The organism is Hyphomonas sp. GM-8P, assembly GCF_003263315.1.
Lineage (GTDB): Bacteria > Pseudomonadota > Alphaproteobacteria > Caulobacterales > Hyphomonadaceae > Hyphomonas.
The window spans coordinates 1-23,575 of sequence record NZ_AWFE01000071.1; the positions used below are offsets into that span (position 1 = coordinate 1).

23 protein-coding genes are annotated in these 23,575 nt (G+C 62.6%); 11 read left to right on the top strand and 12 right to left on the bottom strand.

Annotated features, from left to right (window positions below; genetic code table 11):
* Positions 1–242, bottom strand: a 242-nt coding sequence (locus tag HY26_RS19230) for a hypothetical protein (protein WP_233351593.1), incomplete at its 3' end; no start/stop codon positions are given.
* Here HY26_RS19230 and HY26_RS10050 point away from each other — a divergent pair.
* From HY26_RS10050 to HY26_RS10080, 7 genes are all read left to right on the top strand, one after another.
* Entirely contained in the window at positions 153–974 is an 822-nt protein-coding gene (locus tag HY26_RS10050) for a ferredoxin--NADP reductase (RefSeq protein ID WP_112073531.1), read from the top strand. The two genes, HY26_RS19230 and HY26_RS10050, sit on opposite strands and share 90 nt — an antisense overlap.
* 47 nt (positions 975–1,021) lie before the next feature.
* On the top strand, positions 1,022–1,423 hold the full coding sequence (locus HY26_RS10055) for a hypothetical protein (RefSeq protein ID WP_034761432.1): 402 nt from the start codon (positions 1,022–1,024) through the stop codon (positions 1,421–1,423).
* Positions 1,424–1,498: 75 nt separating this feature from the next.
* Positions 1,499–3,001: a caspase family protein gene (locus HY26_RS10060; RefSeq protein ID WP_158531466.1), complete on the top strand. Its 1,503-nt coding sequence runs from the start codon at positions 1,499–1,501 to the stop codon at positions 2,999–3,001.
* Positions 3,002–3,082: 81 nt separating this feature from the next.
* On the top strand, positions 3,083–3,751 hold the full coding sequence (locus HY26_RS10065) for a hypothetical protein (RefSeq protein WP_034761428.1): 669 nt from the start codon (positions 3,083–3,085) through the stop codon (positions 3,749–3,751).
* 92 nt (positions 3,752–3,843) lie between these two features.
* Complete coding sequence (locus tag HY26_RS10070) at positions 3,844–4,209, top strand: hypothetical protein (protein ID WP_034761426.1); 366 nt, start codon at positions 3,844–3,846, stop codon at positions 4,207–4,209.
* A 97-nt stretch (positions 4,210–4,306) separates the two neighbouring features.
* Complete coding sequence (gene lpdA / locus HY26_RS10075; RefSeq protein ID WP_034761424.1) at positions 4,307–5,713, top strand: dihydrolipoyl dehydrogenase; 1,407 nt, start codon at positions 4,307–4,309, stop codon at positions 5,711–5,713.
* 62 nt (positions 5,714–5,775) lie between these two features.
* A complete protein-coding gene (locus tag HY26_RS10080) occupies positions 5,776–6,222 on the top strand; it encodes an N-acetyltransferase (protein WP_051599510.1) in 447 nt (148 codons plus the stop codon).
* 18 nt (positions 6,223–6,240) lie between these two features.
* Here HY26_RS10080 and HY26_RS10085 read toward each other — a convergent pair whose 3' ends face one another.
* The 3 genes from HY26_RS10085 to HY26_RS10095 all read right to left on the bottom strand — a co-directional run bounded on the left by HY26_RS10085 (position 6,241) and on the right by HY26_RS10095 (position 8,365).
* Positions 6,241–6,999, bottom strand: a complete 759-nt coding sequence (locus HY26_RS10085) for a YebC/PmpR family DNA-binding transcriptional regulator (RefSeq protein ID WP_034761422.1) — start codon at positions 6,997–6,999, stop codon at positions 6,241–6,243.
* Between the two features lie 92 nt (positions 7,000–7,091).
* The gene (locus HY26_RS10090; RefSeq protein WP_112073510.1) at positions 7,092–7,667 is read right to left on the bottom strand and encodes a TetR/AcrR family transcriptional regulator; all 576 of its coding nucleotides are present in this window, start codon (positions 7,665–7,667) and stop codon (positions 7,092–7,094) included.
* A gap of 137 nt (positions 7,668–7,804) precedes the next feature.
* Entirely contained in the window at positions 7,805–8,365 is a 561-nt protein-coding gene (locus HY26_RS10095) for a carboxymuconolactone decarboxylase family protein (protein WP_112073511.1), read from the bottom strand.
* A 743-nt stretch (positions 8,366–9,108) separates the two neighbouring features.
* Between HY26_RS10095 and HY26_RS10105 the strand changes: the two genes are divergently transcribed.
* Positions 9,109–10,635, top strand: a complete 1,527-nt coding sequence (locus tag HY26_RS10105; RefSeq protein ID WP_112073513.1) for a murein L,D-transpeptidase — start codon at positions 9,109–9,111, stop codon at positions 10,633–10,635.
* Positions 10,636–10,826: 191 nt separating this feature from the next.
* Positions 10,827–12,404, top strand: coding sequence for an oleate hydratase (locus HY26_RS10110; protein WP_112073514.1), 1,578 nt, complete (start codon positions 10,827–10,829; stop codon positions 12,402–12,404).
* Between the two features lie 2 nt (positions 12,405–12,406).
* On the opposite strand, the gene HY26_RS10115 is transcribed toward HY26_RS10110, so the two are convergent.
* Complete coding sequence (locus HY26_RS10115; RefSeq protein WP_034761414.1) at positions 12,407–13,228, bottom strand: TIGR00282 family metallophosphoesterase; 822 nt, start codon at positions 13,226–13,228, stop codon at positions 12,407–12,409.
* A gap of 85 nt (positions 13,229–13,313) precedes the next feature.
* On the bottom strand, positions 13,314–14,933 hold the full coding sequence (locus tag HY26_RS10120) for a hypothetical protein (protein ID WP_034761413.1): 1,620 nt from the start codon (positions 14,931–14,933) through the stop codon (positions 13,314–13,316).
* A gap of 69 nt (positions 14,934–15,002) precedes the next feature.
* On the opposite strand from HY26_RS10120, the gene HY26_RS10125 reads away from it, so the two are divergent.
* The gene (locus HY26_RS10125; RefSeq protein ID WP_034761407.1) at positions 15,003–15,731 is read left to right on the top strand and encodes a M48 family metallopeptidase; all 729 of its coding nucleotides are present in this window, start codon (positions 15,003–15,005) and stop codon (positions 15,729–15,731) included.
* 109 nt (positions 15,732–15,840) lie between these two features.
* On the opposite strand, the gene HY26_RS10130 is transcribed toward HY26_RS10125, so the two are convergent.
* Genes HY26_RS10130 through motA form a run of 4 tightly spaced genes read right to left on the bottom strand, consistent with a single transcriptional unit; the run spans position 15,841 to position 20,308 of the window.
* A complete protein-coding gene (locus tag HY26_RS10130; RefSeq protein WP_112073515.1) occupies positions 15,841–17,775 on the bottom strand; it encodes a sodium:proton antiporter in 1,935 nt (644 codons plus the stop codon).
* A 35-nt stretch (positions 17,776–17,810) separates the two neighbouring features.
* Entirely contained in the window at positions 17,811–18,335 is a 525-nt protein-coding gene (locus HY26_RS10135) for a hypothetical protein (protein ID WP_034761406.1), read from the bottom strand.
* A 48-nt stretch (positions 18,336–18,383) separates the two neighbouring features.
* A complete protein-coding gene (locus HY26_RS10140; RefSeq protein ID WP_233351591.1) occupies positions 18,384–19,394 on the bottom strand; it encodes an endonuclease/exonuclease/phosphatase family protein in 1,011 nt (336 codons plus the stop codon).
* A gap of 38 nt (positions 19,395–19,432) precedes the next feature.
* Positions 19,433–20,308 (bottom strand): flagellar motor stator protein MotA, encoded by an 876-nt coding sequence (motA, locus tag HY26_RS10145; RefSeq protein ID WP_112073516.1) that lies wholly within the window; start codon positions 20,306–20,308, stop codon positions 19,433–19,435.
* Positions 20,309–20,442: 134 nt separating this feature from the next.
* Here motA and HY26_RS10150 point away from each other — a divergent pair, with 134 nt between their 5' ends.
* A complete protein-coding gene (locus HY26_RS10150) occupies positions 20,443–20,922 on the top strand; it encodes a hypothetical protein (protein ID WP_034761400.1) in 480 nt (159 codons plus the stop codon).
* A 3-nt stretch (positions 20,923–20,925) separates the two neighbouring features.
* Here HY26_RS10150 and HY26_RS10155 read toward each other — a convergent pair whose 3' ends face one another.
* Both HY26_RS10155 and HY26_RS10160 read right to left on the bottom strand, forming a co-directional pair.
* Entirely contained in the window at positions 20,926–22,761 is a 1,836-nt protein-coding gene (locus tag HY26_RS10155; RefSeq protein ID WP_112073517.1) for a dipeptide ABC transporter ATP-binding protein, read from the bottom strand.
* 136 nt (positions 22,762–22,897) lie between these two features.
* The gene (locus HY26_RS10160; RefSeq protein ID WP_034761396.1) at positions 22,898–23,569 is read right to left on the bottom strand and encodes an OmpW family protein; all 672 of its coding nucleotides are present in this window, start codon (positions 23,567–23,569) and stop codon (positions 22,898–22,900) included.
* Positions 23,570–23,575: the final 6 nt, after the last annotated feature.

Here is a 23,575-nt window from a genome sequence, read left to right on the forward strand (position 1 = left end):
CCCGCCGGTCCAATCGGCGGGTTTTTTTGTGCCCCCGATTTTCCTGCAGACTCGGCGGACTGTTGAGGAAATCTGAAGCGTTCTTCTGCCACATTGCAATCCAGCCGTGTGATAGTCATCTGCCGCTGACTGATATCGATAAGGGGTCTGCCATGTCCGCTGACGCGACCGGAGCCGCCGCTGGGGCCGCTCGAGTCAATCCGAATGCGCCGACGGAAGAAACCGTCCTTGCGGTCGAACATTACACCGACCGCCTGTTCCGCTTCCGCATCACCCGCCCGCGGAGCTTCCGCTTCCGTTCGGGCGAATTCGTGATGATCGGCCTGCCCAAGGAAGACGGCCGACCGCTGTTGCGCGCCTACTCAATCGCCTCCCCTGCCTGGGACGACGAGTTGGAGTTTTATTCCATCAAAGTGCCGGACGGTCCGCTGACCTCGCGCCTGTGCCACATCAAGCCCGGCGACAAGGTGCTGCTGGGCAAGAAACCGACCGGCACGCTTGTGCTGGATGCTCTCCTTCCAGGCAAGCGGCTCTACATGTTTTCAACCGGGACGGGATTTGCGCCCTTCGCGAGCCTTGTGCGCGATCCCGAGACGTATGAGCGATATGATGAGGTCATTGTCACTCATACATGCCGTGAAGCGGCAGAATTGACCTATTCGCGAAATTTGGTGGCCGATTTGATTAACGACCCTCTCGTAGGGGAAATGGTTGAAGGAAAGCTCCGTCTCTACACCTCCTGCACGCGGGAACCGCACGATCATCAGGGCCGTATCACGGACCTCATCGAATCCGGAAAACTCTTTGAAGATCTGGGGGTTAAGCCGCTCGACCCTGCCACGGACCGGGGCATGATCTGTGGCTCCATGGAAATGATCCAGGACACCAAAGCCCTCATGATCAAGGCCGGTCTGACCGAGGGTTCGAACGCCTCACCCGCTGAATTTGTTATAGAAAAGGCATTTGCGGGCTAGCCTTTACCGTGGCATTTACTCAGCCACTTTAGCTGGGAGGCTGAATTATGACGCGCAAGCTGGCAGGCGCCGTCGTAGGTATCGTGTTAGCCATGATGGTCGTCGCCCTCATCCAGATGGTGGGCCATTTCTTGTTTCCGCAACCTGAGCTTCCCGCGAACCCCTCTCCACAGCAGGTTCGCGATGCGGTTGCAGCCGCCCCCGTCGGGGCGAAGGCCATGGTCGTGCTGTCCTGGTTCCTCGGGGCACTCGTCGGCGTCTGGGCCGCTTTGCGGATATCAAAAGGCGCCCGCCGTTCGGCGCTCGTGGTCGCCGGGGCGGTCTTGTTGCTGACCATTGCTGTGCTTCTGTCGGTCTCCCACCCGACCTGGATGGTCGCTGGTGGCCTGCTGCTGCCAATCGTTGCGACCTTCCTCGCCACCCGGATCGTGCCCTTCGCTGAAGCCTGATCGGAAAAGCCGTTCCCTCTCGACGCGGTTTAACCATAAGGCTAGGTTTTCCCCGGTGTGGGAGGACCTGATCCGGTGAACCGAATAAAGCAATTCTGTCAGACCCGTCTGGCCCGCGTGGCGTTGGCCTGCACTTGCCTTCTTCTGCTGCCCGCCGCCTCAATCGCTGAAACCCGCCTTGGCCTGGTCATCTCCCAGACCGACTACACCGGAGATCTCTCCCGGGTAACCAGCGCCAGCCAGGAGGCCGACACGATTGCCAGCGCGCTGATCGAGACCGGTTTCGACGTCACCCGCGCACATGACCTCAACAAGCGTGACCTTGCCTCGACGCTCAACGCCTTCCGCCGCAAGGTCGATGCAGCCGGGCCCGATGCGGTGGCGTTCGTCTATTATACCGGCCATGGCGCCCAGCACCCCGAAAGCGGGGATTCCTACCTTCTGGGCGTGGATGCGGAACTGGTTGCCGCCTCCGACCTTGCCTTTTACGGCCTCGACATGCAGACCCAGCGCGACGGGTTTGCCGCCACCGGCGCCCGTGCGATTTTCCTGGTCTTCGATGCCTGCCGGAACGTGCCGGGCTTTTCCGGCTACAAGGCCGGCGTCAAAGGCCTCTCCCGCGTGGAGGCACGCCCGGACATGCTGATCGCCTATGCCACCGGCCTCGACGATGTGGCCAAGGAGGGCGTCTATGCGCCGGTGCTGGCCGAGGAAATCCGCCGGCCTGGCCAGAAAGCCGAAGACGCCTTCGCCGCCGCCCAGCGCCGGGTGGCCGGGCGCACCAATCGCAGCCAGCTGCCCTGGACCAACAATCTTCTTTACAACGAGTTCTGCTTTGCCGCCTGCGAAAAGCCGGCCGTTACCGAGCGGCCTGAACCCTTCGAACTGGTGATGAGCGGCAGTGATCTCGATCAGGCCTTCGCCGCCGCCTATGGCGACTTTGGCAAGGCGACCGTTGAAATCAAAGCCAGTGAAGAGTTTGGCGGCCGGATGGAGACGTTTACCTTCGAACCCGCCTTCGCCGTCAGGTTCGATGATTATATCGCCCTGGTCTCCAAGGGGACCAACAAGGAAGATGCGCATGTGGCTGCCGGCCGTATCAGCGCCCACTACATCAAGGATGGTGAGGTGATTGGCACCTGGCAGGATCTTGCCTTTGGCAATGGATTCGGCCAACCGCCAGACTATTCGCTCCGCACCGGCCTTCTGAACTATCCGACCATGATGGTCAAAGCCGGCTGGATGGGTCAGGGCTATGTGGTCGCCAAAGAGGACGTCATCGAAATCACACCGGACGGGCCTGCATTCCGCGCCAGTGTGACGACCCGGGATGACACGACTGGCGCCGCCTATGAAGAGCTGAAGCCCTGCGTTCTGGAAGGCCGGATCAAGCCCTCCCGAACAAGCGCCGACTCTTTCCTGGTCGATTACAAATTTACCAGCGAGATCAAAGGCGAAGATCGTCTGGTGACCTACACGCTCGACCCGGCGTCAGGCGCCTACGTGCCCGATTTCGAGTATGAGCAGGAAATCTGCGTGACCCTCATGTATGACGCTTTGGAGAGCAAAGCGGAATAATCGCCCCAAAAGGCAAAACTGAACGAATTTCAACGATTCCGTTCAGCGGATCGTCACCACGCGCGTGGTACGGCGTTAAGCATGCTCCGCCAGCTTATCGCCATCCTGATTACCTGTTTTGCGATCGCCTTTGCCTTTGGCGCGCTGACAGCCGTGCGCTGGCCGTCGATCATGATGGCCGTCAGCTGGCTGGCCCATGACCAATTGGCCGATGGCCTCGCCACGGTGAACTGGCGCCAGCTCGGCATCGACAATGGCGGACCCTATCTGCTCGCCGCGCTCTGCTTCTACTGCTCTGCCGCCATGGTGGCTGCGCGCCGCCGCGGCGGGGTTGCCTGGTATCTTTGCGGCATGGGCGCAGGCTTTCCGGTCTTCTACCTCGTCACCTTCGAACCCGGCTGGTGGGAAAACCCGAGCATTGCCGAAGGCGGTGTGGCCGGGCTCGGCGCCGTCGGCGTCCTGCTGCTGATCGCCGTCTGGGAGCTGCGCTACCGCCCTGCCCGGCCGGTTGAACAGGCAGAAGCCCAGCCCGAAGAGGTGCGGCAACCCGTGGTCCAGACCATCGTCGTCCAGCAATCTGCTGAGGGCGAAGAGCCGATTGTCGTGCGCAAGCATGTGTTCGGCCAGCCCAAGACCCGGCCCGGTTTCGTCCCAGCCGCCGTCGCGCGCCAACGGGCCAGCTTTGCCCATCATGGCCGCAAGGCCGCTGCCCGTCGGCAAAAAGTGCTGGAAGCCCGAGGCCTCGCCTGAGACCCGGCCAGACCGGCAGACCCTGAATTTACTTCGCTTTACGCCGACATGGCGTATGGTCCCCTCAAGAATGATAATGAGGGAGGCTTGTTATGACCGTTCGCAATCTCGCCGGCTTTGCACTGGCCGTGCTGGCAGCCTGGCTGCTCTGGGGCGGCATTCACACAGTGAACGTGATCGTTTCGCGCGGCAGCCCCCTGTCTGATGCCCTTCTCTCCCCGCCAACCAGCCTGCTGCGCATACTCGGCACCTTTGTCGCTGTGATCGGCGGCCTGCTGGCAGGCTTCGGCAAACCTTTCGGCGCCCTGCTCAGCCTGATTGGTGTGGGCGTTTTCGCGCTGCTGGCGGCCACGATGGCGCTTTCCGGGGCAAATTCGGTGCTCTGGATGGATGAAGCCGTGTTTTCGGGCATTCTGATTGTGCTGATGGGCCTGCTATTTATCCTGCAACGCAACTGAAGCTGCTCTCCCTACCAAGGGCGCATTGATTTCAGGGCGCAAATGCCTAGGTTGGCGCTCGAATCCTCAGGCCCCTTTTCGCAAGGCAGAATTTCCCATGGCAGAGACCTATGACGTCGTCATCATCGGTGGCGGCCCCGGCGGCTACAATTGCGCGATCCGCGCAGGACAACTCGGGCTGAAGGTTGCCTGTATCGAATCCCGCGGCAAACTCGGCGGCACCTGCCTGAATGTCGGCTGCATCCCGTCCAAGGCCCTCCTCCACGCGTCCGACCTTTATCGCGGTGCGCAGGAAGATTTCGCCGGCATGGGAATCAAGACCGGCAAGCTGGAAATCGATATCACCCAGATGATGGCGCAGAAGGACGACGCCGTCGAAGGCCTGACCAAGGGGATCGAATTCCTCTTCAAGAAGAACAAGGTCGACTACATCGTGGGCCGCGGCAAGATCCTCGGGCCGGGCAAAGTCGAAGCGACCCTGAACGAGGGCGGCACCCAGACCTTCGAAACGAAAAACATCGTCATCGCCACCGGCTCCGAGCCAGTCAGCCTGCCAGGCATCGAGATCGATGAAGAGCGCGTGGTGACGAACACCGGCGCCTTGTCGCTGACCGCTGTGCCAAAGCGCCTGATCCTGATCGGCGCCGGCGTCATCGGCCTCGAGATGGGCTCGGTCTGGGCACGCCTCGGCGCTGAAGTGACCGTGGTCGAGTATCTCGACCGCATCATGCCGGGCGCCGACAGCGAGATCGCCAAGGAAGCCCAGCGCGTCTTCAAGAAACAGGGCCTCACCTTCCGCCTCGGCCAGAAAGTGACCGGCGTCGAGAAGATGAAGTCGAAGCTGAAACTCTCCATGGAACCGGCCAAGGGCGGCGACACCGAAACCCTCGACGCAGATGTCGTGATCGTGGCCGTCGGCCGCCGTGCGTACACGGATGGCCTGGGTCTTGAGAATGTTGGCGTGACCACCGACAAGCGCGGTGTCGTGCAAGTGACCGACGGTCACTTCAAGGCCGCTGACGGCGTCTGGGCGGTCGGCGACTGCATCCACGGGCCGATGCTGGCCCACAAGGCCGAGGATGACGGCACGGCCGTCGCCGAACTGATCGCCGGCAAGGCGGGCCATGTCGACTATGATCTGGTGCCGAGCGTCGTCTACACGAACCCGGAGATCGCCTGGGTCGGCAAGACGGAAGACCAGCTGAAAGAAGCCGGCATCGAATACAAGAAGGGCAAGTTCCCCTTCATGGCCAACTCCCGCGCGCGCACGAACCATGAAACCACTGGCTTCGTGAAGATCCTGGCCGACAAGAACACCGACCGCATTCTGGGCGCCCACATGATGGGCCCGTGCGTTGGCGAGATGATCGGCGAGATCTGCGTTGCCATGGAATTCGGCGCGGCCTCGGAAGATGTCGCCCGCACCTGCCATGCCCACCCCACCCTGTCGGAAGCGATCCGTCAGGCGGCCATGGGCGTCGAAGGCTGGACGATGCAGATGTAGTTTTGCAGCGTTCACAGCCGAGAAACAGTGGACGCACAGAATTCCGTTGCTACTTTTAGGGCATGTACATTCATGCCGGAGCCGGCTGGCACATACGGGACTATGAAACGAGCGACGGGCAGGCCTGCATGTCGATCTTCATGTCCTGTCTGCGCAAGTTCCCGTGGCGCGGAGCCCCCCGGCCTTATGTGGCGCGGCTGATCCGGTCCCTGCCCGGCGCGAAGATCTGGGTCGCCGAAGAGCCGAGTGCCGGCATCATCGGCTTCCTCACGCTTCAGCCGCCCGATGCCTATGTCGACCACATCTTCGTGCATGAGGACTGGCGCTTTTGCGGCGTCGGCCGCGGCCTGCTGGAAGTTGCCCGGCAAGAGGCCGGCCAGCCGCTGACGCTGGATGTGGACACGCAGAATTTCGGCGCGCGCAAGGCTTACGAGGCGCTCGGCTGGCATGTCGCCGCCTCTGCCGGTGAAGACAGCGGCCGCAGCCAGATCCGCCTCGTCAGCCCTTAAACCAGTTTGCTGTCCGGATCACTCGCCAGCGAGGCGGGCGGCTTCCTCATCCGACAGTTCGGAATTGTCGTAGACGTTCGAGACATCGTCGAGGTCATCCAGCACGTCGAGCAGCTTCATCAGCGTGTCAGCCGCGTCGCCCTCGATCGGCACCGTGTTCTGTGGCTTCCAGATCAACTTGGTCGACTTGGCTTCGACCGCGTCCCCGAAATGTTCGGTCAGCGCATCGGCCACCGTCTGCAGGTCTTCGCGAGCGGTGTAGATGAAGTGGCCGCTCTCGTCGGACTCGACATCCTGGGCACCGGCCATGATGGCGGCTTCCATGATCTCGTCTTCGCTGCCGGCTTCCGGCGGGTATTCGATCTCGCCGACCTGGTCGAAGCCGAAGGAGACAGAGCCCGTCTCGCCGAGGTTTCCGCCATTCTTGGAGAACGCCGTGCGGATATCGGTCGCGGCGCGGTTCTTGTTGTCGGTGGAGGCTTCCACAATGATGCCGACGCCGCCGGGGCCGAAGCCTTCATAGCGGATATCCATATAGTCTTCGCCGCCACCGCCCTGGCCCTTGTCGATGGCGCGCTGGATGTTGTCCTTCGGCATCGACTGGCCCTTGGCGTTCTGGATGGCCAGACGCAGGCGCGGATTGGCGTCCGCATCGGGCCCGCCCATTTTCGACGCGATGGTAAGCTCCTTGGACAGACGCGAGAACAGCGCGGCGCGCTTCTTGTCCTGGGCGCCTTTGCGGTGCTGGATGTTTGCCCATTTACTGTGGCCGGCCATGAAAACCCTCTCGGCAGCGGTTCGAAACTGGAAAGGCAGGGCTTTAGCGCATGGGGCGCCGCAGGCCAAGCCGGACGGTTCAGGCGTGAAGGTCAGGCCGGTTCGAGCAGGTCCCGGCGGGCGGTTTCCATGGCATCGGTGAAAACGCCGGTATCGCCGCTGGCCCGGGCGACGAGGAGCGCACCCTGGATATCGATGATAGCCGCGGTCGCCCGACGCTTCGCCTCGGCCGCCGGGAGCCCCGCGCCTTCCAGCGCAGCGGCCAGCGCCGCGATCCAGTCATTCAGGATGGCCTGCACCTTTCCGACAGAGTCCGGCGCGAGGCCCGGCGAGACCATGAGGCTGGCGACCAGGCAGGGTTCCCGCCCGCAATCATACATCGCGCTGGTCGTTTCCAGCATCGCCGCAACCCGGTCCGCCAGCGGCCCTTCCCCGGCCAATGGCGCGAGGATGTTCTGTTCGATCTGGCCGTGGGCGAAGTCTGCGACGGCGGCAACCATCTCGTCCTTCCCGCCAGGGAAGTGGTGATAGAGGCTGGAGCGGCCAAGGCCGGTGGCCTCCGATATGTCCGACAGGGCCGCACCCTCGAAACCGCGATGGCGGAAGAGGTCGAACAATTTGCGGACGATCTCGTCGCGCGAATGGGAAGTTCTGGCAGCAGCGGTCATTGGTGTACCCTTCCGCAACTGACCGGTAAAATCAAAGCGGATTTCAGACGCGCGTTCGGGGAAGGACGAGTGGGAGAGTCCCCGTCCTTCCCCTTCCGGGCCTTTTGGGCCCGTCAGGCGCTTCCTCAGCGTTGGCTTCAGGCCGGCTCGGCCACGCGCTCGGCGGTGACGACCGGGAAGTCGATCTCGGTGCCAAATACCTCGTTGAGGTAGTTGGTGTAGACGTTGAGGGCGACGTGGCCGACGACTTCCACGAGTTCGCCATCCGACAGGCCAGCCGCGCGTGCTTCGGTGATGTCGGTGTCTTTCACGGCGCCGCGGGCGATGGCGATCTTGCGGGCGAGTACCACAGCCGCATCAGCTTTCGCATCGGAGGCACGGCCGCCACGGGCGCGGATGATCTCGTCTTCCGGCAGTTTCAGCATGTTGGCCGCGATGTAGGAGTGGGCCGAGTTACAGTAGGAGCAGCCGTTCACGTTCGCGATGGCGAGCGCGATGCGCTCCCGAGTTGCGGCCGGCAGCTGGCCTTTGCCGAGCGCGCCGTTGAACGAGAGCAGGCCGTCCAGGGCGGCCGGGCTGTTGGCGGTGAGGCGGTAGAGGTTCGGCACGATGCCGAGCGCGGCTTTCACGCCGTTCAGCGAAGTGTGTGCCGCGGCCGGGGCATCTTCAACGGTGGCGGGGGTCGGGATACGGGACATTTGAATTTCCTTGTTTGATCAGGGTGACTTCAGAGGTCGTTTGAAGGGTTATTGTCTTTCGACCCGGCTTATGTACCGATCGTTCGGTTCAATACAAGAGCCCTCGCGAAAGCGTGATCGCCAGCACGTGCGGCGCCCGTGACGGCGCTTGGTGAGGTGGGTTTGGTTTTCGGGGGTCAGCCGACGCGTCAGGTATCCGGCAGCGGCAGGTGAAGGCCCCTTCTCCCTTGGGACAAGGGGTTGGGGGTGAGGGGCCACGAAACACAAGCGAGTGCATGGCATACGGCAATGCCTTTACCCCCTCATCCCCCCTCTCCAGAGGGAGAGGGGCTGCAAGTTGAGATATGCCGGCACTGCGGCCCGCCCGTCGCACGCGACGGTAAGGCGGTCATTGGAATGCGCGCGCAGCATCAGCACCTGGACCCAGATCAGAGGCCAGAGAAAGGCGAGCTGCGGCGGGAACCAGGCGGGTGGATGAAAGAGCGACATGTGCCGGACTATAACTCCGGGCACGGAGGTGTCGGATGGAATTCTTTTCGCGGCAATGATGGCGGCAGGATTGGAGGCGTGATGCGTGCGGGGGGATAACTGCCACAGGACGAAATCCGACTACGCCATGATCTGGCCTGACTATAACGGATCATTCCGGACACGTTAGTCTGCCGCTCCTCCATCAGCTAAGACTGGACGAAGCGGCGTATTCACCGCCAGAATGAAAAGCGGTCAGTTGAAGAGGAAGCTCCATGCGCCCGAAGCCCATTATTATCATCCAGGCGGCTGCCGCATTGCTGTTGACTGCCTGTACGCAAACCCAGCCGGTTCAGGAGACTGCACACGCGGCAGATATTGCGCCCATCGTGACCGAGACCTTTTATGAAGAGGCCGGGGTCGAACAGGTCTGGTCCGATGAGAATTTCGACGAGCTGCTTTCCGCCCTGAAAGGCATTTCGAGTCATGGTCTGAATCCGGAAGATTACAATCTCGGCGCGCTGGAAGCTGCGCGCGGAGACCCCGCAGAGCGTGACCGGCTGGCCACTGCCGCATGGCTGATGGCCGCCTCCCACCTGCTGCAAGGCAAGCTGAATCCTGTGAGTATCGAGCCAAGCTGGACCATTCCTGCCCGGCAAGCAGATATTTCAGCCAGCCTGTCGAGCGCGCTGGAGAGTGGAGAGATATCAGCCACGCTTGAAGCGCTCGCCCCGCAACAGCCGGTCTATCAGGCGATGCGGGCAGAATTGGCAGCTCAGCAGGCGGCCGAAGCATTGAAAATCATCACCGTGGAAGAAGGGCCGGCACTGAAATCCGGTATGTCAGGCCCGAGGGTCGCCTCATTGCGCGCCCGCCTGTCTCAACTTGGCCTGCTGGAAGCCAGGGCGGGAAGCGATAATTTTGACGAAGCCACAAAAAACGCAGTCGAAACCTTTCAGGCTTCGGAAGGGTTGGACTCAGACGGTGTAGCCGGTGCTGCTACAATTCGTCTATTGAACAAGGGAATTGAGGCTCGGATTGCACAATTACGCGTCAACCTCGAGCGCTGGCGCTGGCTGCCCGATTCCCTCGGCCGCCGGCATCTACGGGCGAATATCGCATCCTTCGAGGTAACAGCCTTCGAAAACGGTATTTCTCAGAGTACGCACCTGACGATTGTCGGCAAGCCCTACCGGCGGACGCCTGTGTTTTCCGACGAAATCGAATACATCGTGTTTAATCCCTGGTGGGAAACGCCGGACAGTCTGGCCCGAGCGGACAAACTGCCCATGTTCCAGAAAGACCCCGGCACCATAGGACGACTGGGCTTCCAGGTACTTGACCGGTCGAACAAGGTTGTGGACCCCGCAAGCATAGACTGGGCCTCATTAAAGCCGTCGAACTTCCCCTATCGACTGCGACAGGCACCGGGACCGATGAACGCGCTTGGTCAGGTGAAGATCATGTTTCCCAATCCGTATAATGTATACCTGCACGACACGCCAACGCGGGGGCTGTTCGCTGAACGGCAGCGGGCCTTCTCGTCCGGCTGCTTGCGGACGCAGTTCCCGATCGAGCTGTCAAAATGGCTCTTGTCGGAAACATCCGGCTGGGATGCTGCAAAGGTGGACGCCGCAGTTGCGTCGGGCAAAGAAACACGCGCCACGCTCAGCACGCGCATACCTGTCCATATCCTTTACCTCACCACGGTCAGTGATGGGCTGGGAGGCATCCGCTACCTGGATGATATCTATGACAGAGATTCCGCCGTTCTCACCGCCCTGCAATCTGCACCTGAATAGCACCATCAATCACCCTGCACGATTTCCTTTGGGCTTCAGCGGCGCGGGAGGTGATGATGCTTTACAAGTGCGCTTCCCTAACAGCGATCGCCGACTTGGCAGGGCGGCGAAAACGCTGTCTGATCCGATAAGCGCCGCGCTGAAGAAATAACACAGCCCGCGGCAGCTGAACCCGTCAGGGAGGGCGGCAGATGACACGCGAACCGGAACGGCCTGCGCATTACTATCTCGCCGGGGGCGGGATCGCCTCGCTGGCGGCGGCGGTGTTCCTGATCCGCGATGCTGACGTTGCAGGCGAGCAGGTCACGATCTTCGAGAAGGAAGACCGCTTCGGCGGCAGCCTCGACGGGTCCGGCGATGCGGACATAGGCTATCTCGTGCGCGGCGGGCGAATGTTCGAGCCGAACTTCATCTGCACCTTCGACCTGTTGCAATCCATTCCGAGCAGATTGCCGGACGGTCTGTCAGCGAAGGAGGACATATTCGCCTTCAACCGGGACGTACCCGGATCTTCTCGCTGCCGGCTTATCCGGAATGGCGCGAAGGCCGACACGCGCCTCGGCCTGCGCCTGCGCGACATGCGGGACCTGGCTCGCCTGATTCTGGTGAAAGAAAAGACGCTGGATGGAAAGGCGATTGAGGACTGCTTCGATGCGGCCTTCTTCCAGTCGAACTTCTGGATCATGTGGAGCACGATGTTTGCCTTCCAGACATGGCACAGCGCGGTTGAGCTCGCGCGTTACCTGAAGCGCTTCATCCACCTCTTCCCAGGCTTCACCCGTATGGAAGGCGTTCTGAGGACGCGGTTCAACCAGTATGACTCGCTGATCGCGCCCATCGTGGACTGGCTGACAGAACGGGGCGTGACGTTCGCGACGGGCACGGAGATTGTCGATGCGAGCCTTGACGGGCCGGGAGAGGCGCTCAGCGTCGCCGAACTCATTCTCGACCGGGCCGGGCGGCGCGAGACCATGCCGGTTTCCGAACATGACCGCGTCTTCTTTACGCTCGGCTCGATGACGGCCAATTCGGTTCAGGGGTCGAACACGGCGCCCCCGCCCGCCCCGGAGACGGAGAGCGCCTGGACGCTGTGGCAAAACCTCGCGGCGAAGACGCCCGTATTCGGACGGCCGGACCTGTTCTGCCCGGACGTTACGCGCACACGCTGGGAATCCTTCACGGTGACCCTGAAGAATCCGGCCTTCGTCGATCACATGGAGCGCTTTTCCGGCAACCGGACTGGTACGGGCGGCCTGGTGACCATCGCCGATTCTGGCTGGATGCTGTGCTTCGTTATGCTCCACCAGCCGCACTTCCGTCAGCAGGCAGATGGCACCTATGTCTTCTGGGGCTATGGCCTGCTCGGCGACCGGGAGGGTGACTTCGTGAAGAAGCCGATGGCAGAGTGCTCGGGCGACGAGATCCTGGCGGAGCTTGCGGGCCAGTTAAGGCTCGGCGACGAGGCAGACGCCATGTTCTGCGATGCCATCGTCCGGCCCTGCATGATGCCGCTGATCACCAGCCAGTTCATGCCGCGACGCGCTGGCGACCGGCCGGATGTCGTGCCTGCAGGCGCCAGCAACTTCGCCTGCCTCGGCCAGTATTGCGAACAACCGCACGATGTCGTCTTCACGGTCGAATACTCCGTCCGCTCCGCCATGACGGCCGTGCACAGGCTGGCCGGCGGCAATCCGCCGCCACCCGTGAAGCGGACAGACCGCAACCCGATTGTGATTGCGAACGCCCTGCGGACAATCCTCGCCGGATAGACTCAGCCCGGCACCATCTCGCTCAGTCTGCCACCGATGCGGATTGGCTCTATACGGATGGCGAGGCCGGTGCGGTCGTCGGTTTCGACATAGGTGCCGCAGAGCGTGCCTTCGCCGAGGGCCGGCTGGTAGCGGTCACCGGGCAGCTGGGTCTGGAAGCGATAGAGCGAGATCTGCTTCTGCATGCCGATGACGCTGTCATAGTCGCCGCACATGCCGGCATCGGTCTGGTAGGCCGTGCCGCCTTCGAGGATCATCGTGTCGGCGGTCGGCACATGGGTGTGGCTGCCGACAACGAGGCTGGCGCGGCCGTCGCAATGGTGGCCCATGGCCATTTTCTCTGACGTCGCCTCGCAATGCATGTCGACCACGATGGCATCCGCCACGGCGCCGAGCGGCATGGAATCGAGCGCGGCGTCCACGGCGTCGAACGGGCAGCTCATCGTCTGTTTCATGAACACATTGCCCTGCGCCTGGATCACGCCGATGCGGCGGCCATCCGGCAGGGCGAAGAGATGCGCCCCCTTCCCCGGCGCATTGGCCGCGGCAGGATAATTGACGGGGCGCAGGAGGCGCGGCTCCCGCTCGATATAGGTCAGCGCCTCGCGCTGGTCCCAGGCATGGTCGCCAAGGGTCAGACAGTCCGCCCCCGCATTGAAGAACTCTTCCGCGATGGCGCTCGTCAGGCCAAAGCCGCCGGCGGCGTTCTCTGCGTTGACGATGGCAAAGTCGACCTGCAGGCGGGCTTTCAGGCCCGGCAGATGGTCCAACACGGCCTGGCGGCCGGGCTTTCCGACGACGTCTCCGAAGAATGCGATTTTCATGGCGATACGCTATGCACCCGGCCCGCAAAAAAGAAAAGCGCGCGCACCCAGAAGGATGCGCGCGCTCCTCATGTGGTCAGGAAGCCTATTCGTTGGCGGCGGAGAAGCCGAGCTTCTCTTTCGTCAGGGCCGACGGGTCTTCCATGTCGGCCAGCGTGGACATGGCCAGCGGCTCGGCCGGAGCGAGCTTGATGGTCAGCGTCTTGGGGCTGGTCACAAAGCTGGAAAGCGCTGTCGAGGCCTCGGTCAGCAGCTCAGGATCGATGCCGCTGCCAGCCGCCATCATCGGCGCCATGGCCAGGAGACCGGTCAGCTGGTTGCGGATCTCCTGCGGGTCCTGCCCGGACTGGGCGGCATAAGCGTTGAAAGCCCGGTCCATGAAGCCGTCATCGTCGATCGACAGTTCCATATTGTGGATGATCATGTTGTCGAGCGTATCGCCCAGCATGTCCGCCGGATCGTCGGATGCGTCTGCCTCGGCCATGGCCTTGGCGCCGGCATATTGCGCACCGAAATCGATGCGGAACCCGTCCTTCAGCTCCCAGAAGTTCTCACCCTTTTTATAGGTGGTGAGATCGGAGGCCTCGTCATAGGTCTGGTATCCGGCGCCGGACAGTTCCAGCTCCTGATAGCCCAGCATGGCCAGCTGGCCGGCCAGCTGCTCGCCATATTTGCCTTCATCCGTGGTGAGAGAAACCTTGAACGGCTCGGTCTTCACGGCGACGACACCGTTCTTCTTGTCACGACCAACGGCGGAGACGAGCTTCGGCAGGTCGATCTTCACGCCGGCCATGTCCATGTCGAAGCCGTTGAGCGTCAGGGATTCATAGCCCGGATTGGCCGGGTCCTGCCCCGCCAGATTCATCATCTGCGAGACCTCTTCCGGGTCTGCCGCGTCTTCTGATGCATCGGTCAGCAGGCCAAGGTCTGCGCCGCGCATCTCGATAGAGGCGAGATTGAGCTTCATCTTGGTATCTTCGACCGGGTCGAACATATCGAAGGTCAGGCCGTCCAGCTTCATCAGGGCGGCCGCTTGCTCCTTGAGACCCGTCACTTCGATTGTGCCGATGGTAAAGGTGCCCTCTTCACCATCGGGATCGTCGATGCGGAAATCGACATCCTTGACGGCCCAATGGTCGAAGGCGAGGGCGTCGCCTTCCGGCAGGTCCGGCACTTCATCTTCGGAGAACAGGCTGGCGACCCAGTTGGCGGTTTCCGGAGACGGATTGACGAGGTCGATGGAGCCGATCTTGCCGGAGCCATTTTCGGCCTCGTCCGGATCTGTCGGCACGAAGGTGATGTCGTTCAGCAGGATACGGGAGAAGCTCGGCTCACCGTCCAGCATGGCGAGACCGTCCAGTTCAAGCGTTGCAACCGTCAGGTCCGCGCCATCAAGCTCGGAGATCTCGTCCTCATCGTCGGCCTCATAGGCGGACGTGACGATGGTGACGCCGGTGAAGACGGCCTTGTCGCCATTGAGGGCCCGCTTGTCCCAGGTGACATTGCCGGAGCCGGAAGTTTCCAGCGACATGGCGGCGAGGGCGGCGGCAGCCGATCCTGCATCTCCTTTATGGACTGAGTAGGATGGAATCTTGGATTCGGAGAACACAATTCCTGACGGCACGGCGGCGTCATCCGGCTTGTCTTTCTGCCCGCAAGCCGTAAGCATTGTGATGGCGGCAACGCCCGTCAGCAAATATTTCATATGTTGGCCCTCTGAATAATTGGGTATTGGAATGCACGCGAATCCGGCGTTTGAGCGGAAGTCTTAGCAATGACCTACAACAATGGCCAGACAATGACACTACGTGCCCCGAACGGGCATCGTGTGCGGGTCCGGTTTGAGGTAAATGCCAAGGCCAGACGGCTGATTCTGCGCCTCGATGAACGCCGCCGCGAGGCCGTCGCCGTCGCCCCGTCACGCCGACAGATCAAGGATGCTGCAGCCTTTGCTGCAGAACGCGCCGACTGGATCTCGATGCGCCTGCAGCACCTGCCGGAACCTGTCCGGTTCGAGGAAGGCGCCATGATCCAGTATCGAGGCGCCCCGCTCCAGCTCACCTCGGAAGGCGAGGGACGGATCGCGAAAATCTGGCCTGAAGACGAAATTTCCCCGAGATTACTGAGTGTTCCGGGTGACCCGGAGACGATGGACCTGCGTGTGATGCGCTTCCTCAAGAAGCAGGCCCGGGCGGACCTGACCCGCGCGGTAAAGCGCCACACGGCCACACTTGGCGTCGTCCACAAGAGCATTTCGGTAAAGGATACGCGCTCGCGCTGGGGGTCGTGCACGCATGACGGGCAGCTTTCCTTTTCCTGGCGCCTGATCATGGCCCCGCCGGACGTGCTGGACTATGTGGCCGCGCACGAATGCGCTCACATCCTTGAGATGAATCACTCGCCGAAATTCTGGGCACAGGTGGCCAGATGCTGCCCGGACTGGAAGCGTCACAGGTCCTGGCTGCGCACCCATGGGGCAGGCCTGCAGGCCGCCGGAGAATAATCCGCATAAAAACAAAGACCCGGCCCCTTGGGAAGGTGCGCCAGCGGCGGGAGAACTCGTGCGCAGAACCCACCTCAGTACACAATACGGATTCGATACTCTGCTTGCGTCAGGCGGTGGCCGGAGACTCGGAGGATTCTTCCACAGCCTCGGCTGCCGGGGCCTCTGCTTCGCGCGGTGGGCCGAAGCTGATCAGCATCACGCCTTCACCGCCCTTCACCTCACGATGAGGGCCGAGGAAGTTCAGCGTGCCGTCCGGACGGAGCTCTGCAACGATATCGGCCTTCGGGCGGTCGCGCTTGAAGTGCTCGATATCGTAAGTTTCGGTCAGGCGCGTCTTCGAGAATTCCCAGCCGCGATAATGGTCGCGGATCAGGCTATCATAGCTGCGGCCCCGGCGGATCAGCGTGCGGCCACGCGTGGAGAGGCCCAGTGTGCGGTGATCGTCTTCCTCGGTCTCCTGGGCCGATAGCTGGAACACTTTGTGGCGGCCGAGTTCCGGCGCGAAATGACTGGAGACAAGCGCGTTATAGGGCTCGTTCGCCGACAGGCCGAGCACTTGGTCAAAGGCCGAATGGTCCAGCCGCACTTCGGCATCTTCCGACAGGACCTCACCAAAGAAGGTGCTGAGGCCGGCTTCGCGCGCGGGGCGCAGGCGCCGCCAGGTATTGTCCGCCAGGATCGGCTCGATGCCGATATCCTTTAGCGTGCGGGCAAAATCGATGCTCCACGGATTGACGCCGACCAGCAGCACGCCTGGCCGCTCCTTGCGGGCGAGGCCCAGACGCCGGGCCAGCGGGCCAATGGTGAAGCCGTGCAGTACGACAGTCGTGAACACCATGGCAAAGGCCAGCGGCGTGATCTGTTCGGCGCCGGAGAAGTAGAATTTGGAATCGCCCTGACGGCCGAGATCGGCGAGCAGGGTCGCGAACAGGCTGGAGACGGCCACGGCAACCACACCGCGCGGCGCAATCCAGCCGAGCAGCAGCGCCTCGTTCCGCTTCAACGTGCCGAAGGTCGAGATCCAGACCGACAGCGGGCGCACAACGAACAGCATCACCATCAGGAAGGCGAGCGTGTTCCAGGTCAGCGCTCGCCGGATCACGTCCGGCGTCAGGTTTGCCGTCAGGATCACGAACACGCCGGAGACGAGCAGGACGGCGATATCTTCCTTGAACTTGCGCAGCTCATTGAGGCCAGCGAGGCGCGAATTGGCCAGCGTCATGCCATAGGCGGTGACGGCGACGAGGCCGATCTCCTTCTCGATCATCTCGGCCATGGCGTAACAGAGGATGATCGAGGCGAAGATGATCGGCGCTTTCAGGTATTCCGGCGTCCAGCCCTGACGGAAAGCGCGCACCATGCCGAGGCCAAAGGCGATACCGAGGCCGACGCCCAGTGCCGCGGCGAAGACGATCATCGCGCCTTTGCCGAGAATGGACTCGCCGGTCGCGGCAACTCGGATGATTTCAAAGGCGGCAACGGCGAACAAGGCGCCCACCGGGTCGTTGACGATGCCCTCCCATTTCAGGAAGGCCCCTGCCCGGCCACCCAGCTTAGACTGGCGCAGCAGCGGCATGATCACCGTCGGCCCGGTAACCACCAGTACGCCCGCAAACACAACGGCGCTGCCCCAATCGAGTCCGGCCACATAGCGGGCCGCGAGCGAACCCAGGAACCAGGCCAGAGGTCCGCCAAGGAAGACCATCCGGCGCACGGCGGCGCCAGCTTCGCGCAGGGTCTCGAATTTCAGGACAAGGCCGCCCTCGAACAGGATCACGGCCACAGCCAGCGACACGATGGGGCGCAGCAGCTCCTTGCCGCCGCCATTGAACACGCGCTGCGGGTCCAGCAGTGCCTCACCGAAAATCACGGCCCAGAGCGGGCCGACGGCAAGGCCTGCCAGCGCCATCAGCACGATGGCCGGCGCCTGCAGCCGCCAGGCGAGCCATTGCGCGCCGATCCCCAGCGCCCCGATCAGGGCGCAGGCAAAGATAAGCTCGCTTGACCCCGCACTCGCCAGGGCAATCTCAAAGCCGTTCATATGTATCCCATCTCAGGTGATGCCCCAGCGGAAACCTAAACGTCCTGCTGGTTCGTGTCATCTGCGAAGTCAAAGCCGATCACCCGGCTGCCGTATTCGCCATTCTTGTAGCGTTCGATCTGATCGGTAAACCAGTTCAGAATGTGGGAGTAGATGTGATCATAGAAAGGCAGCTGGGTCTCGAAACTGATAGGCAGCTTGAATTCGTATTCCGAACCGTCCTCGATGCTGACCTTGAAGGTCTCACCCACTTTCCGGCATTCCATCGTGATGCGCAGCCAGTCATTGCCACGGGACAGGCGCACAGCCAGGCCGAATGCCACCGGTGACAGCGTTCGGAATCCGCGTGGCGGCATCGAAAACGCGGCATCGCCATAGGCTTTCGGCTCGAACTGGCCCGTTGGCGGCACCAGGTAGACGCAGGGTATCTCGCCCATGCCGATATAATCACACAGGCCGCCACGGATCTGTTCAGCGAGGCCGCGAATCCGGTCGTAATTCTCGGTGGCCAGCGCCTGATAGATCTCAACGGTCTCGACCAGCTTGTCTAAACGGGACATGGCTGCGGGCCTCCAAACATTCGGGAAAGTGCGTTACCGGAACAGATCTTACGGCTCCAGCGGGCGTCCTTCAAACTGCAGTGTCGTGGCCAGCGGACAATGGTCCGAAGCCTTCGGCTCGCTCCAGCCTACGCCAGGAAAACGTGCCCCCTCATAACGCCGCGCGCGAAAAGGGGTTCCCGCACGAACGATGCGTACGTGTGGTCTCGCATTGCGCTGCGCAAGTGCCGGGGAGAGGAAGATATGGTCCAGCGCGCCATATGTGTCGTCGCCATTATAGTGGTGGGTCCACCGGTCATACGGGTCGGCGACGGCATGGGTGACGAGGTCGACAGCAAACCCGTCATCGATCAGGGGGCCGAGGCCATGATCGTGCAGGGCTTGCCCGTCGCGTTCGAAATAGTCGTTGAAATCGCCAAGGATCACCCATTCGGCAGAGGCGGGATCCGGAAAGCGGCGCTCAATGATCAGGCGCACGGCCTGCGCTTCGGCCTCCCGGATGGCGCGGGTCCTGTGCCGGCCGCCGAACATTGACTTGAAATGACAGACGAAAAGCGTCAGCACGCACCCGTCCTTCAGGATATCCGCCTCAAGGCAGTCGCGCCGGAAGGCATAGTCGTTGACGCTCAGTCCATTTGGCGGCTTCAGCCCCAGCGTGCCATAGGTCTCCCGCGCATGACTGCGATAGTGGATCACCGGGAGGCGCGACAGGAGCCCGACATCAATGCCGCGGGAGTCGTTCCCCTCCAGGAGGACGCGTTCATCGAACTCGGCCCCGGACCAGCGCGCCAGGTAGCGCGTGTCGAACGCGGTCAGCGTGACAAGGTTCTCCACCTCCTGCAGGGCGCAAACCTCGGCCTGCGTGACCGCCAGCGCCTCGGCGGTCAGCGTCCGGTCATCCTCCGAAAGGACGTCAAAGACCGAATCCACCTGCTCCGCGACCACCGCATTGTCGACCTCGGTCAGCCGCTCGCGGGCCCGCGCAATGCCCGTATGGGCAAAATCGCAGCGCATCATCAGGTTTTCGCAATTGAACGTGGCAAGGCGGAGAACAGGCATTCCGGGGAGTGTTTAGGTGCGTCGCCGACGGGGTCAATCTATGCCGCCCTGCGCCCCGCAAAGCGCGCAGCAGTCGAGGCGCGCTCTACTGCTCCCGCATCCGGGCGGAAGTCTGCGGGGATGGCGGCGCGGCCGAGTTCGACGCAGATGCCGGGCTGGATGCCACTTCCGAAGGCGGCAAGCGTTGTGCGGGCGGTTTCCAGCATGACGGCTTCGTCTTCGACAACCTGTCCGAAACGCGCGGCCAGCGGCCCGACCACGCCATAGGCGAGGAACACGCCGAGGAAAGTGCCGAGCAGCGCCGTACCGATCATCGCGCCCAGCACGGCAGGTGACTGGTCGATCGAGCCCATGGTGCGGATGATGCCCAGTACGGCGGCCACGATGCCGAGCGCCGGCAGAGCGTCAGCCACGGTGTGCAGCGCGGCGACGGCCTTCATACGGCGGCCAAGGTTCTGATGGATCGACTGGTCCATATGCGCCTCGGCGCGGGCCGGGTCCGACAGGTCCAGTGCCATCAGGCGGAAGGCGTCGCAGATGAGGGAGCGGGCCGCCTCATCGTCGCGGATGGTGGGCGCGGCGGCGAAGGTTTCGGACTCCATGGGGTTTTCGATGTCGGCCTCGATGGAGACAAAGCCGCCCCTTCGGGCCTTGCGCATCAGCGTGCCGAGTAGGACCAGCATCGACTGGTAGTCCTCCTGCCGCCATTTGGCGCCGGTGAACGCCTTAAGCACCCCCGCCCCGGCCTCTTTGGCGACGGCGGGCGAATTGCCGATGACCAGCGTACCCACGGCGGCCCCGCCAATCAGGGCGAGTTCGAGGGGCAGCGCCTCCATCGCCATGTGGCCGCCCGTGAACACAAGGCCGCCAAAGACGAGCGTAACAACAAGGACAAGGCCGATCAGCTGAGGCAAGGACGCATTCCTTCGCGAAGAATACACCACTTTCGCACGGGGGTCTTAAGCCAAGGTTGCGCCCGGATGAGCAAGAGGGCGTGCCCCGGCGCGCGATTATGTCTATAAAAACAGAACCCGAGTGGAGTTCCGTCATGCGCGTTGCGACCTTTGCCATCTGTCTTCTGGCCACCCTGCCCGCCGCGGCAGAGCCGGTGCAGGCGGCGGGTGACTATCGCACCTGCCCGGCGGAGATCAGTGAAGAGGGGCGCGGCCTCGTGGCCAAATCCTGCGGTACGCTGGCCGTGCCGGACTTTTCAGGCGTGGAATTCCAGTCTGCCGGCGAGATGGAAGATGCCCGATCGCTGCGCGACGGCTTCCTGCTGGGCGTGAAAGTGTATGGACGCTGTGTGTCGGACTTCATCACCGCGCAGCAGCAGCCCGGCACTTCAGCCGACAGCCCCGCCGCCGACCAGGCCGCCTGCGCGCATTCCTGGGCCGAGAACAAGGCGACGGACGTGATCCGCGGGTTCGGACAGGCCTGCATCGCCTACGCCAACCGCTCTGTCATGGACATTCGCCTGCCGGTCTATGACGGCCCGTGTTATCCGGAGACGGACGAGACCGGGGGCTGAGCGTCAGCCCGCGACCAGCCCTTCGGTGCCCAGCATCGCGTCATGTTCTGCCACCAGGTGGCCGGGGGAAACCTCGACGAGTTGCGGGCGGTATTGTTCCGCATCTGCATCATCGACCAGTTTGGACTTCATGAAGCGCAGGGCCGCGCGGCTGTCGAGCGGGCTTGGCAGGTCGCCGGAGAGTTTCAGCTTTTCGCGCGCCTTCTCGCTTTTCGGGTCCGCATTCGGCACGGCGGCGATGAGGGCCTTCGTGTAAGGGTGGCGCGCATCGGTGTAGATCGCGCCGCGCCCGGCCAGCTCCACCACACGGCCAAGGTAGAGCACCATGACGCGGTGACTGATCTGGCGCACAACGGCGAGGTCGTGGCTGATGAAGATCATGGCCAGCCCGAACTCCTTCTGAAGCTCGATCAGCAGGTCCACGACCTGCGCCTGCACCGACACGTCGAGTGCAGAGACGGCCTCGTCGCAGATCACCAGTTTCGGCTTCAGGATCATCGCGCGGGCAATGCCGACGCGCTGGTTCTGGCCGCCGGAGAGTTCGTGCGGATAGCGGTTGATGAGGGCCGGATCGAGGCCGACGCGCGGCAGGATCTCGCGCACTTTCGCTTCGCGCTCGGCCTTTGAGAGCTGCGGCTGGTGCACCTGCAGCGGCTCGGCAATCGAAGCGCCGATCGACATTCGCGGGTCGAGGCTGGCCAGCGGGTCCTGGAAGACGATCTGGAGATCGTCGCGCAGGCTGTTCATCTCGCTCTGCCCCGCCTTGGTGATGTCGCGGCCCAGCCAGGCGACCGTTCCGTCCGTCGGCGGAATGAGCTTTAGCACGCCGCGCGCAAGCGTGGACTTGCCGCAACCGGATTCGCCGACGACGCCCAGCGTCTCGCCGGGCTTCAGGTCGAAGGACACGCCATCGACCGCTTTCAGCGGCTTGCGTTGGCCGAACAGGCCGCCTTTCACCTGGATCGGGAAATGGATCTTCATGTCCTCGACCCGCAGCAGCGGTTCGGCACTGTCTGCCGGCGGCGGCATCAGGGCCGCGCGGCCCGGACGGTCTGCCTCATCGATGCGCGGCACCGCGTTCAGCAGCATCTTCGTATAGTCGGCCTTCGGCGCGTAGAAGATCTCGTCGGTGCTCCCCTCTTCCACGATCTCGCCATGGCGCATGACGATGACCCGGTCGCACATACGGGCGACGACGCCCATATTGTGCGTGATCAGCGCAATACCGGTGCCCGTCTCACGCTTCAGCTCGTCCATCAGTTCCAGCACCTGCGCCTGCACCGTGACGTCCAGCGCCGTGGTCGGTTCGTCGGCGATCAGGATTTCCGGATTGCACAGCATGGCGATGGCGATCATCACGCGCTGGCGCATGCCGCCGGACAGCTCATGCGGGAACTGGTTCAAGCGGCGGACGGCTTCAGGAATGCGCACATTCTCAAGCCATTCGACGCAATGCTTGTCGGCCGCCTCACCCTTCTCGCCGGTATGAAGTGCCAGCACTTCGCGCATCTGCGCACCGACGGTCATATGGGGCGTGAGACTGGTCAGCGGGTCCTGGAAGATCATCGAGACACGCGCGCCTCGGATCTGGCGCAGCGTCTGGATCGGGGCGGTCAGCATGTCGGTGCCATCGAACAGGATCTCGCCGGTGGCCTTCCCGTTGCCAGCCAGAAGCCCCATCGTCGCAAGCGCCGACTGGCTCTTGCCGGAGCCGCTTTCCCCGACGATGCCAAGGCATTCGCCGGCGGCCAGATCGAAATTGATGCCCTTGACGGCGTTCACGGCGCCATCGGGTGTGTCGAACGTGACCCGTAGGTCTTTCACGGAGAGTATGCTCATGGCCTTCATCTGTAGCGGCCGCGGACAGGCGCGCAACAATCGGGCGCAGAAAAATGGCCGCGTCCGGGGAGGGACGCGGCCAAGTTACCAAGTCTTCCGCAAAGAAAAGGGATATAAACGGAAGCTCAGGGAGACTTTAGAACTTGTAGCCGAAGCCGAGACCAACAACCGTCGGGTTGATGTCCACATCGGCTTTCACCGTGGCGCCGAGGGCGGTGGTGAAGTCGACGGTGACGTCGCTGTTGATCCAGATCTTCTTGACGTCGGCGTTGAATGCCCAGCCGCCCGGTACGCCATCAAGGTCGTAGTCGAAGCCGACTTGCAGCGCCGGACCAATGCTCGAGTCATAGTCGATGCTGTCGGCGGTGGAGCCTTCGTCTTCATTGTAGAAGAGCGTGGCGTTGATGCCGGCACCGACATACGGCTTGAACTTGCCGCCATTGTCGAAGTGGTATTGCAGCGTCAGCGTCGGGGGCAGAACCCACACATCGCCGAGTTTCACGTCAGCACCACCAACGGCAGCCACGTTCGTGGCGGTCACGTCATGCTGCGTTGTCGCCAGGATCAGCTCGGCAGCGATGTTCTTGTTGAAGAAGTAGGTGATGTCGAGTTCAGGGACGTATTCGTCGCTGATGTCGACGCTGCCGCCGAGCGCAGCACCGGCGACCGACAGGTCAGCCGACTCGCTTGGCATGACACCGATGACACGGCCGCGGATCATCCACGGATTGCCTTCGGCCGCTGCGGCCCCCGCAAAAGTTGTCCAAGTTGCGCTCGCCAGGAGCGCGGCACAGAAGAGGCGTTTCATGTCTTT

Coding starts and splice junctions, on each gene's coding strand:
- HY26_RS10050 (WP_112073531.1), top strand. CDS start 153: ATGTCCGCTGACGCGACCGGAGCCGCCGCTGGGGCCGCTCGAGTCAAT.
- HY26_RS10125 (WP_034761407.1), top strand. CDS start 15,003: ATGACCTACAACAATGGCCAGACAATGACACTACGTGCCCCGAACGGG.
- HY26_RS10120 (WP_034761413.1), bottom strand. CDS start 14,933: ATGAAATATTTGCTGACGGGCGTTGCCGCCATCACAATGCTTACGGCT.
- HY26_RS10085 (WP_034761422.1), bottom strand. CDS start 6,999: ATGGCCGGCCACAGTAAATGGGCAAACATCCAGCACCGCAAAGGCGCC.
- HY26_RS10105 (WP_112073513.1), top strand. CDS start 9,109: ATGCGCCCGAAGCCCATTATTATCATCCAGGCGGCTGCCGCATTGCTG.
- HY26_RS10155 (WP_112073517.1), bottom strand. CDS start 22,761: ATGAGCATACTCTCCGTGAAAGACCTACGGGTCACGTTCGACACACCC.
- HY26_RS10055 (WP_034761432.1), top strand. CDS start 1,022: ATGACGCGCAAGCTGGCAGGCGCCGTCGTAGGTATCGTGTTAGCCATG.
- HY26_RS10065 (WP_034761428.1), top strand. CDS start 3,083: ATGCTCCGCCAGCTTATCGCCATCCTGATTACCTGTTTTGCGATCGCC.
- HY26_RS10130 (WP_112073515.1), bottom strand. CDS start 17,775: ATGAACGGCTTTGAGATTGCCCTGGCGAGTGCGGGGTCAAGCGAGCTT.
- HY26_RS10110 (WP_112073514.1), top strand. CDS start 10,827: ATGACACGCGAACCGGAACGGCCTGCGCATTACTATCTCGCCGGGGGC.
- HY26_RS10135 (WP_034761406.1), bottom strand. CDS start 18,335: ATGTCCCGTTTAGACAAGCTGGTCGAGACCGTTGAGATCTATCAGGCG.
- lpdA (WP_034761424.1), top strand. CDS start 4,307: ATGGCAGAGACCTATGACGTCGTCATCATCGGTGGCGGCCCCGGCGGC.
- HY26_RS10150 (WP_034761400.1), top strand. CDS start 20,443: ATGCGCGTTGCGACCTTTGCCATCTGTCTTCTGGCCACCCTGCCCGCC.
- HY26_RS10115 (WP_034761414.1), bottom strand. CDS start 13,228: ATGAAAATCGCATTCTTCGGAGACGTCGTCGGAAAGCCCGGCCGCCAG.
- HY26_RS10095 (WP_112073511.1), bottom strand. CDS start 8,365: ATGTCCCGTATCCCGACCCCCGCCACCGTTGAAGATGCCCCGGCCGCG.
- HY26_RS10070 (WP_034761426.1), top strand. CDS start 3,844: ATGACCGTTCGCAATCTCGCCGGCTTTGCACTGGCCGTGCTGGCAGCC.
- HY26_RS10160 (WP_034761396.1), bottom strand. CDS start 23,569: ATGAAACGCCTCTTCTGTGCCGCGCTCCTGGCGAGCGCAACTTGGACA.
- HY26_RS10090 (WP_112073510.1), bottom strand. CDS start 7,667: ATGACCGCTGCTGCCAGAACTTCCCATTCGCGCGACGAGATCGTCCGC.
- HY26_RS10080 (WP_051599510.1), top strand. CDS start 5,776: ATGTACATTCATGCCGGAGCCGGCTGGCACATACGGGACTATGAAACG.
- HY26_RS10140 (WP_233351591.1), bottom strand. CDS start 19,394: ATGCCTGTTCTCCGCCTTGCCACGTTCAATTGCGAAAACCTGATGATG.